General features: G+C 32.4%; 8 protein-coding genes and 1 other annotated feature. Of the genes, 5 read left to right on the plus strand and 3 right to left on the minus strand.

Annotation, left to right across the window (positions count from 1 at the left end; genetic code table 11):
* Nucleotides 1–69: 69 nt before the first annotated feature.
* From leuS to tyrS, 3 genes are all read left to right on the plus strand, one after another.
* Entirely contained in the window at nt 70–2,484 is a 2,415-nt protein-coding gene (leuS, locus tag ACI32A_RS05165) for a leucine--tRNA ligase (RefSeq protein WP_439753968.1), read from the plus strand.
* Between the two features lie 71 nt (nt 2,485–2,555).
* The gene (locus ACI32A_RS05170; protein WP_439753969.1) at nt 2,556–3,803 is read left to right on the plus strand and encodes a peptidoglycan bridge formation glycyltransferase FemA/FemB family protein; all 1,248 of its coding nucleotides are present in this window, start codon (nt 2,556–2,558) and stop codon (nt 3,801–3,803) included.
* Nucleotides 3,804–3,830: 27 nt separating this feature from the next.
* Nucleotides 3,831–4,011, plus strand: a binding site (T-box leader).
* A gap of 31 nt (nt 4,012–4,042) precedes the next feature.
* The gene (gene tyrS, locus ACI32A_RS05175; protein WP_439753970.1) at nt 4,043–5,275 is read left to right on the plus strand and encodes a tyrosine--tRNA ligase; all 1,233 of its coding nucleotides are present in this window, start codon (nt 4,043–4,045) and stop codon (nt 5,273–5,275) included.
* Between the two features lie 23 nt (nt 5,276–5,298).
* Here tyrS and ACI32A_RS05180 read toward each other — a convergent pair whose 3' ends face one another.
* Nucleotides 5,299–6,237, minus strand: coding sequence for a TIGR01212 family radical SAM protein (locus tag ACI32A_RS05180; RefSeq protein WP_439753971.1), 939 nt, complete (start codon nt 6,235–6,237; stop codon nt 5,299–5,301).
* 110 nt (nt 6,238–6,347) lie between these two features.
* On the opposite strand from ACI32A_RS05180, the gene ACI32A_RS05185 reads away from it, so the two are divergent.
* The gene (locus ACI32A_RS05185; protein WP_439753972.1) at nt 6,348–7,013 is read left to right on the plus strand and encodes a M48 family metallopeptidase; all 666 of its coding nucleotides are present in this window, start codon (nt 6,348–6,350) and stop codon (nt 7,011–7,013) included.
* Nucleotides 7,014–7,024: 11 nt separating this feature from the next.
* Here ACI32A_RS05185 and aroF read toward each other — a convergent pair whose 3' ends face one another.
* Together aroF and ACI32A_RS05195 are read right to left on the minus strand one after the other, a co-directional pair.
* Nucleotides 7,025–8,038, minus strand: a complete 1,014-nt coding sequence (aroF, locus tag ACI32A_RS05190) for a 3-deoxy-7-phosphoheptulonate synthase (protein WP_439753973.1) — start codon at nt 8,036–8,038, stop codon at nt 7,025–7,027.
* A 15-nt stretch (nt 8,039–8,053) separates the two neighbouring features.
* Nucleotides 8,054–9,316 carry a shikimate kinase gene (locus ACI32A_RS05195; RefSeq protein ID WP_439753974.1) on the minus strand — a complete coding sequence of 421 codons (1,263 nt, stop codon included), beginning with the start codon at nt 9,314–9,316 and terminating at the stop codon, nt 8,054–8,056.
* Between the two features lie 267 nt (nt 9,317–9,583).
* Here ACI32A_RS05195 and aroD point away from each other — a divergent pair, with 267 nt between their 5' ends.
* Nucleotides 9,584–10,345 carry a type I 3-dehydroquinate dehydratase gene (gene aroD, locus ACI32A_RS05200; RefSeq protein WP_439753975.1) on the plus strand — a complete coding sequence of 254 codons (762 nt, stop codon included), beginning with the start codon at nt 9,584–9,586 and terminating at the stop codon, nt 10,343–10,345.
* Nucleotides 10,346–10,398 lie beyond the last annotated feature (53 nt).

Consider the following 10,398-nt stretch of genomic DNA (forward strand, 5'->3'; position numbering starts at 1 on the left):
GGTGGTGTGAGAGGGGATGAAAGTTGATTTTTTCAACTTTCTACTCTACTCGATTTTAGGAGGAAGAGAATGTATAATCATCAGGAAATTGAAAAAAAATGGCAGAAGTATTGGGAAGACCATGAAACATTTAAAACCGATATCTGGGATTTCAGTAAACCAAAATTTTATGCATTGGATATGTTTCCATATCCAAGTGGTGTAGGATTACATGCTGGACATCCAGAAGGCTATACAGCTACAGATATTGTATCTCGTATGAAACGTATGCAAGGGTATAATGTATTACATCCTATGGGATATGATTCATTTGGGTTACCAGCGGAACAATATGCGGTTCAAACAGGAAACAATCCAAATGGATTTACACAAAAAAATATTGAATATTTCACTAGCCAGTTAAAAGAACTGGGATTTGATTATGACTGGTCTAGAATGGTTGCGACCAGTGATCCTGAATTTTATCACTGGACACAATGGATTTTTAAACAATTATATAAAGATGGATATGCCAAATATGTTGATATGCCTGTCAATTGGTGTGAAGAATTAGGAACTGTTCTTTCAAATGATGAAGTCATTGATGGAAAGAGTGAAAGAGGTGGGTATCCAGTTATTCGTAAAAATATGAAACAATTATGTATTGATCAACCTGCTTTTGCGCAAAGACTATTAGATGGATTAGATGAAATTGACTGGCCTGAATCAACAAAAGAAATGCAAAGAAACTGGATTGGTCGTTCTACAGGTGTTGAAGTGGAATTCCAGATTGTTGGTGGCGGAAAATTCTCAATCTTTACAACTTGTATTGAAACCATTTATGGAATCACTTTTATGGTTTTAGCACCTGATGGTCAACTGGTACAAGATTTAATGCCTCGTATTCAAAATCAGGAAGAAGTAAAAGCTTATATTCAGGAAACTATTTCCAAATCGGATATGGATCGTACTGAATTAAATAAAGGAAAATCTGGATGTCGTCTAGAAGGCATTAAAGCAATCAATCCTGTCAATGGAAAAGAAGTCGAAGTCTTTATTGGTGACTTTGTACTGGCAAATTATGGAACAGGTGCTGTTATGGCGGTTCCAAGCCATGATCAACGTGACTTTGAATATGCGATTGCCCATAATATTGATATGATTCAAGTTATTGATGGACGTGATGTCAGTCAATGTGCTTTTGAAAAACAAGATTATCTTGGTAAAGGATGTAAACTAATAAATTCAGAAGAATTTACGGGTTTAACAGTTGAAGAAGCGAAAGTAGCTATCACAAAAAAATTAGTGGATATGGGTATTGCCAAAGAAACTGTAAATTATCGTTTCCGTGAATGGATTTTTGCGCGTCAACGTTATTGGGGTGAACCTGTTCCAATTGTTCATTTAGACAATGGAGAAGATTATGTTTTAGAAGATGATGAACTTCCATTGATATTACCGGAACTTGAAGACTATAAAGGACACAATGGACAGGCACCTTTAGAAAACGCAACAGAATGGAAAGTCTATGATAAAAATGGTATCAAAGGAAAACGCGAAACAAGCACAATGCCAGGAAGTGCGGGAAGCAGCTGGTATTTCCTTCGTTACATTGATCCACATAATGATAAAGAATTTGCGAATTATGAATTGTTGAAACATTGGATGCCAGTGGACTTATATGTAGGTGGACCTGAACATGCCGTGGGGCATTTAATGTATTCTCGTATCTGGAATAATTATTTATATGATAAAGGATTATCGCCTGTTAAAGAACCATTTAAAAAATTAGTTCACCAGGGAATGATTTTAGGTGAAAATGGAATTAAAATGGGAAAACGATATCCAGAATTTGTTGTCAATCCAAGTGATATTGTGAAACAATACGGAGCCGATACACTTCGTTTATATGAAATGTTTATGGGTCCTTTGGAAGCCAGCAAACCATGGAATGCTAAGGGCGTAGAAGGTGCTAAGAAATGGCTGGAACGTGTTTATCGTTTGTTTATTGAAAGTGGTAAAGTGACAGAAACAAATGATCATTCTTTAGATCGTATTTATCATCAAACAGTTAAAAAAGTCACAAATGACTTTGAATCACTGGGATTTAACACAGCCATTAGTCAAATGATGGTTTTTGTAAATGAATGCTACAAAGTAGAAACAGTTTATAAAGAATATGCACAAGGCATTGTAAAAATGTTGAGCTGTATTTGTCCACATATTGGAGAAGAAATGTGGCAATTATTAGGTCATGATCAAAGCCTTACCTATGAACCATGGCCAGTATATGATGAATCAAAATTAGTTTCAGAAACATTTACTTGTGTTGTTCAAGTCAATGGTAAAGTTCGTGGTAAATTTGAAACGGCTGTTGATACAGATCAGGAAGCTTTGAAACAACAAGCACTTGAAATTGAATCTGTAAAGAAACAAGTAGAAGGAAAAACAATTCGAAAAATCATTGTTGTAAAAGGAAAAATTGTAAATATTGTTGCCAATTAGATGTTAGGAAACTAACATCTTTTGCTTTTATATTGTTTTATGATAGAATTGAAAAAGATTGGAAGGTGTTTATGAAATTAAAATCGATTGATCCAGACTTATATGAGTCGTGTCTTGAAAAATATCCATATCAAAGTTTTTTGCATTCATCCTATGCCGGAAATAAATTAAAACACAATGGATGGAATGTAGAATATCTTGGTTATTTTAACCACGATGATTGTGTAGCTTGTTGTTTATGTGCCACATTTCCTTTGATGAAAGTATTTCGATATGCTTATATTCCCAGAGGAATGGTCATTGATTATAAAGACAAAGCGCTTTTACAAGCATTTGTTCGAGATATCAAAAAATATTTAAAAACAAAAAATGTTGTTTTCTTAGAAATTGATCCTAATATTCCTTATCAGCAAAGAGACAAAGATGGTCAAATTGTTGAAAATGGATTAAATAATTTTCAAATTGTATCTAATTTAGAAGCCTGTGGATTTGAACATTTAGAAATGAGTCAAGGATATAATCCCAATCAACAATGTCGATGGGTATCGGGTATTGATTTAGTGGATCGAACAAAGGACGAAATTTTTGCGGAATTTTCTTATATGACTCGACAAGATATTCGTACTTCAAAAAAATATCAAGTCCAAATCCGTGAATTAAATAAAGATGAATTATATATTTTAGATGAAATGGAAAAACAAACCAGTGAACATCAGGGATTTGAAGCCAGTTCACTTTCTTATTATCAGGAGTTATATGAATTCTATCAAGATCATGTAAAAACATTATATGCTTATTTAGATATTGAATTGTATAAAAATACAATTCAATCGGAATTAGAAAAAATTGAAAAAAGTATTGCATCAACAAAAGCTTTTTTAGAAAAAAATCCAAATTCCACTAAGAAAATGAAAAAATTAAAAACAGATGAAGAATATCATCAGTCTTTATTAAAGAAAATTAACAACATGGAGGATTTGAAACGAAAATATGGAAATGAGGTTCCACTGGCTTGTTGTTTATTTATTGAATATGGAAAAGAAATTGTATATTTAATTGGAGCGAGCAATTATGATGCTCGTATGTTTAAAGGTCCCTATGCAATTCAATGGACAATGATTCAACAAGCCATTGATAATGGATATTCGTATTACAATTTTTATGGAATCAGCGGATATTTTCAACCAGGACAAGAAGGTTATGGTGTCTTTGATTATAAAAGAGGATACAATGCCATTGTCAGTGAATACATTGGAAACTTTATTTTACCTGTCAAAGAAAAAACATATGCACTTTATAAACAATTGAAAAGCGCTTGAGTTTTCAATGAATTTCGGTATAATTTTTATAAAGCGAAAAAAGAAAAGAACATAGAAATTGACATTTAGAGAGAAGCTGGATGGTGAAAAGCTTTTGTTGAATCTATGAAATACACCTTTTAGCTTCGAAAGACGTATACCTGCGTTAAAGGTTTGAGTGCTCTTTTTTAGAGAAGTAAGGTGGTACCGCGTTTATGACGTCCTTATGTACAGGACGTTTTTTTTTATGAGGAGGAATTATGAATTTTTTTGAAGAATTAAAATGGCGTGGCTTGATTAATGATGTGACAAGTTCAGAAGTAGAAGATGTCATTAATAATCAGAAAATAACTTTTTATATTGGAACCGATCCAACAGCTGATAGCTTACATATTGGACATTATTCTTCTTTATTGATGGCAAAACGATTAGAACAACATGGACATCATCCTATTATGTTAGTGGGTGGAGCTACTGGTTTTATTGGCGATCCAAAAGCAACTGGTGAAAGAAATATGTTGACAAAAGAAGTATTAAAACACAACTTCGATGCTCTTCATGGACAAATTTCTAAGCTTTGGGGATTTGAAATGGTTAATAACCTGGATTGGACAAAAGATTTATCGGTGATTGATTTCTTACGAGATTATGGAAAATTCTTTAACGTCAATTATATGTTAAATAAAGAAACAGTAAAAAAACGTTTAGATTCAGGTATTAGTTATACAGAATTTTCGTATATGATTCTTCAATCACTGGATTTTTTAACTTTATATCAAACTAAAAATTGTGTTATGCAAATTGGTGGGCAAGACCAATGGGGAAATATCACAAGTGGATTGGAATTGATTCGTAAAAAATGTGGAGCCGATGTTAAGTGTTATGGATTAACAATGCCTTTGATCACAAAAGCCGATGGAACAAAATTTGGAAAAAGTGAAAGTGGTACAGTATGGCTAGATCCAAATAAAACGTCTCCATTTGAATTATATCAATTCTTATTTAATACCGAAGATGCAAAAGTCATTGAATACTTAAAGAAATTAACTTTCTTAAGTGTAGAAGAAATTGAGACACTTCAAGTTTCATTAGAAACTGAGCCACATAAACGTCTGGCACAAAAAGCATTGGCGCAAGAAGTTGTTCGTGATTTACATGGACAAGAAGAATTGGATTCGGCTTTAAAAATCACAGATGCTTTATTTAAAGGGCAATTACAGGATTTAGATGAAAAACAACGTCGTGAAGCAATAAAAAATATGGATACAATAACATGTGAATCTGGATTAAATTTAGTGGATTTTTTAGTCACAACAAAAATTGCTTCTTCCAAACGAGAAGCTAGAGAATGGGTGAATGGGAATTCCATTGCGATTAATGGAATTAAAGTAAAAGATGTTAACTATATTGTTTCTTTAGATAAATCATATGTGGACAATTATTTAATTGTTCGTCGAGGAAAGAAAAACAATTACTGTATTGAATTAAAATAAGTTCTGGAAAAAACCAGAACTTTTTATTTAGCATATTTTCCTTGCCACGTATTTCGTTTTACCATTTCTTTATCAATTTCATTATAAACAATGGTTTTCTTTAAAGTCCAATTTGGAGCTATTAAATCATTGGCCATGCCATCTCCTGTTAAACGCTCAATAATCATATCTTTTCGTAATACTTCTAATTGACAAATCACAACATTAACATATTCTTCTAAAGACAATAAAGGAAACGGACAATCTATATAGTCTTTACCCATTTTTGTATTTTTTAAAAGATGAAGCATATGAATTTTAATGGCATCACAACTTGAATTGGATACTCTTTTTGCGGTTTCAATCATTTGTTCTTTGGATTCATAGGGCAAAGAATTCATAATATGAACACAAACCTTTAAATTTTTTTGTTTACACTTCTCTATTTTATCAAAAACCAATTGCGTAGAATGCGCACGATTACATGCTCCCATTGTTTTTTCATGAATACTTTGAAGACCTAATTCAATCCAGGTTTCTTTTTTTAAGCTTTGTTTTGAAAAATAATCAATGACATCTTCTTCTAAACAATCTGCTCGTGTAGCAATGCAAATACCTAAAACATCGTCTCTTTCATAAAAAGGATCATATAATTTTTTTAATACATTTAATGGAGCATAGGTATTGGAATATGATTGAAAATACGCAAAGCCTTTACAATCTGGCCATTTATTCTGCATCCTTTTAAGTCCAATTTCGTATTGAGATTGTACATCGGCATCGAATTGTAAAACACTGTCTCCAGAGCCTTTACTGGAGCAAAAAGTACAACCACCTATAGATTTTGTGCCATCTCGATTGGGACAAGTAAAATTGGCATTTAATGGTACTTTTGCGATTTTTTGATTGTATTGTGTTTTAAAGTAGTAATTCATGGTTTGATATCGTTTATTATCAAGTGAAAATGGATATGGATTTTTCATGAAGATATTTTATCAAAATTATTCGGTTCATGGTATGCTTTTGACCTAAAATATGATATTATTATTTCGCGTTAAGGGGACATAGACAGAAAGGAATTGGTGCTCGTCGAATGTCAAACGTTAAAAAGGGAAATCCTTCTAACGCGAAACAAGTAAATTATACGGTTAAGATTTCACGGCAAAAAGGTATACGTATGCGTGTGACAGCACATGGGGAATTAGTTGTCCATGCCAATCCATTCTGTTCGGTAGAAGCCATTGAAAAATATGTACAGGCACATGTGAATGAATTTAATTATCAGCCATCGGTCCGTATCTTTGGCCGTAGTTTTCGTATAAAGAAGGTAAAAAGTCTTACAAATCGTGTTTCCTATAGTGAAGATGAACTTCTCATCCAATATAAAGAAAAATCCGATATTGAGTCGTTATATAAGCGGTTTTTAAATCAAATATCCAAAGAAGTCTTTATAGACATATTGGATATGATGTATTTCCGGTTTTCAAATTATGAATTTGAAAAACCTAAAATTATAATTCGGACAATGAAATCCAGCTGGGGAATTTGTCATCCAGATAAAAATTCCATTACTTTGAATTCAGAATTGGTTCATTATCCAGTGGATTTTATTGAATATGTGATTTGCCATGAAATGATTCATTTCATTGAGCCAAATCATTCAGAGGCATTCTATAAAATTCTAAAAGAAGTAATGCCAGATTATAAGAGAAGACTCGATTTAATTGAGACAAGTGAAGAAAAACAGTATCTGATGTGATACTGTTTTTTTTATATTGTTCGACCAATGACTTTTGCGATAGCACGACCTTTTTCCACTAATTGAGCATAACGTTTTGGTTTTAAACTCTGGGATCCATCACTCCATGCATTACAAGGATCGTCATGTACTTCTATAATCAATCCATCGGCTCCTGCAGCAATGGCTGCTAAAGAAAGCGATTCAATTAATTTATAATCACCAGCGGCATGACTTGGATCAATGATGATTGGTAAATGCGTTCTTTCTTTGATAATCGGAATAACGGCTAAATCCAATGTATTTCTTGTATATTTTTCAAAAGTACGAATTCCACGTTCACAGAAAATCACATTTGGATTTCCTTCCGACATAATATATTCAGCGGCCATGATCCATTCTTCAATGGTATTCGCTAATCCACGTTTTAATAAAACTGGTTTCTTTGTTTTTCCAACAGCTTTCAATAAATCAAAGTTTTGCATATTACGAGCCCCAATTTGAATAATATCCACGTTTTCAACGAATTCAGGCAAATGCTCAATCGCCATTAATTCAGAAACAATTGGTAAACCTGTTTCATGACGTGCATTGACCATAGCCAATACACCAGCTGTTCCCATTCCCTGGAAAGCATATGGACTAGTACGAGGTTTATAAGCCCCTCCACGTAACATATCTGCGCCTGCTTCTTTGACTTCTTTGGCAATACGCGTAATTTGTTCTTGTCCTTCAACGGAACAAGGACCTGCAATCATAACAATTTTATTGCCCCCAATTTGAATGCCATTGACATCAATGACTGTATCTTCTGGATGGAACATTCGATTGGCTAATTTATAAGGTTGAGAAACTCTTTGAATGTCTGTAATAATTGGATTAGCCAATAAATTTTTTTCATCTAATTTCGAAGTATCACCGACTAATCCAAATACATTATAGTTTTCTCCTAAAATCAAATGAACTTGTACACCTTGTAACTCTAACTTCTGAATCAATAAATCTACATCATGTTTTTGTGCTTCTTTTTTAACTGTAATAATCATAATAACCCTTCTTTCTTAACAAATCGCTTCTTTTACAATTTTATGATACACACTTATAATCTCATCCACAGCTTCTTCAATTTTGTCGTTGTTGCATACAATAGCTGTTGCGTATTTTTGATAAATCGGATATCGTTCTTCATATAACTTAGCCACGGCTTGTACAGAAGAAGACAATGGACGATTTGGATCATAAGTCACTAAATTTTCTAAGTCTCGATCAATGAAAATAATGATTCCATTTAATCGAAGATAATCCATATTGATTTTATTTTTTATGGTTCCACCACCTGTTCCAATGATTTTATTGTTCATTCGAGATAATTTTAAAGCTGTTAGTGTTTCTAATTTACGAAAACCAGCTTCACCACTTCTTTTAAATATTTCAGGAATTGAAATTTTAGTATCTTGAATGATGACTTCGTCCATATCAATAAATGGTTTCTTTAATTTTTCTTCCAGCATATGCCCAATCGTCGTTTTTCCAGCACTTGGCATTCCAATTAAGACAATGTTACAATTCTTGATCAAAGTATCATGAATCACTTGATTCAGTATTTCATCACTGATGGAAATGCGTTTTATGATTTCTACAGCACTTTTAGTTTGTGCCACTAACATCTCAATACCAATAACTCGTTTAATACCCATTTCCTGGGCATCCAATCCCATCTTCGTTAAAATCGGATTGTAAATAATATCAATGAAAGCTTCGCATTTTGAAAATAAATGCATATCGATAGGACTCTCCTCGATTTTTGGACTCATTCCCACAGGACAGGCATTGATGACAATTTGACTATCCAGATGTTTGGCATAACACTCATCATAGGAAATGGAACCAGGGGATTGATTGATATCAATGATATTGATTTCTTTTGCCTGCAAGTCTTTGGCAACACAAGTTACAGCTGCACTGGTACCCCCGTTTCCGATAATTAATATTTTTTTATCTTTAAAATCAATGTTATGACGTTTAATCATATATATAAAAGCTTCATAATCCGTGTTGTATCCATAACTGATTCCGTCTTTAACTATGATGGTATCCACAGCTTTAATTTTTTTGGCATTTTTACTTAAGACATCTACATAATCCACTACATCTTTTTTGTAGGGAAAGGTAATATTGATGCCTTCAAAATTTTTAGATTTCACTAAATCAATAACGCTTTTTTGATCCATTTCCATCATTTCATAATTTTCTAGACCAAATCGCTCACTAACTTCTTTTGTGAAATTGTTTGTTAAGTCATTTCCAATCAGTCCAATCTTCATATATCCTCCTTTAAGAAAAAAAGCGTTACCCAATATGAGTTAACGCTTTTAAAAACCTTGAAATATGCAAATGTTTTCCCAAGGTTATTTGCTATAAAAATAAAAGTATGAGCTAACTATCTGTTTCATGGTTTACATTATAATTGAAAATTCTGTAAAAATCAATGAAAATATTTTCAATATTTTTTTAAAAGAAGTAAAATACATTGTTTTTTTGAATGCTTTTTTGATAAAATATCATCATCCAATAAAAAATGGGGAAGAAAAATGAAAACAATTGAAGTTCGTAATATCGTTTTTGGACAAGGAAAACCAAAAATTTGTATTCCTGTAATGGGAAAAACTATTGATGATTTAAAAAAAGAAATTGAAGATTTAAAAGGATTATCTTTTGATGTCATTGAATGGCGAATGGATCATTTTATAGACATTTTAAATGTAGAAAAAGCTTTAGAAGCCATTTATTTGATTCGAAATTTATTAAAAGATATAGTATTATTGGCTACTTTTCGTACTTTAAAAGAAGGCGGAGAAATGGATATTTCAAATGAAGATTATGTGAGTTTAAATAAAGTTATCATTGATTCAAAACAAATCGATTTTGTGGATGTGGAATGTTTTACAGGTGAAAAAGAAGTCAAAGAAATAATAGATTATGCACATGAAAATGGGGTTTATGTCATTATGAGTAATCATGATTTTGATAAGACACCTTCATATGATGAAATCATTTATCGTTTACGTAAGATGCAGGAATATAATGCCGATATTCCTAAAATTGCTTTAATGCCACAAAATAAAGAAGATGTTCTTACTTTATTAAAAGCTACAAAAGATATGTCTGAAAAATATGCCGATCGTCCAATTATTACTATGTCGATGTCTGGAATGGGAGTTATTTCTCGATTGGCTGGGGAAGTATTTGGCTCTTGTTTAACATTTGGAGCGGCTAAAAAAGCCAGTGCACCCGGACAAATCAATGTTAATGAATTAAATGAGGTTTTAGATATTCTTCATCGTTCTATATAAAAGGGGCTGTAACGAGTAAATAACCCTAAAATAAAAAAAATTGCGCTAATCAT

The organism is Floccifex sp., from assembly GCF_051873555.1.
GTDB lineage: Bacteria > Bacillota_I > Bacilli_A > Erysipelotrichales > Erysipelotrichaceae > Floccifex.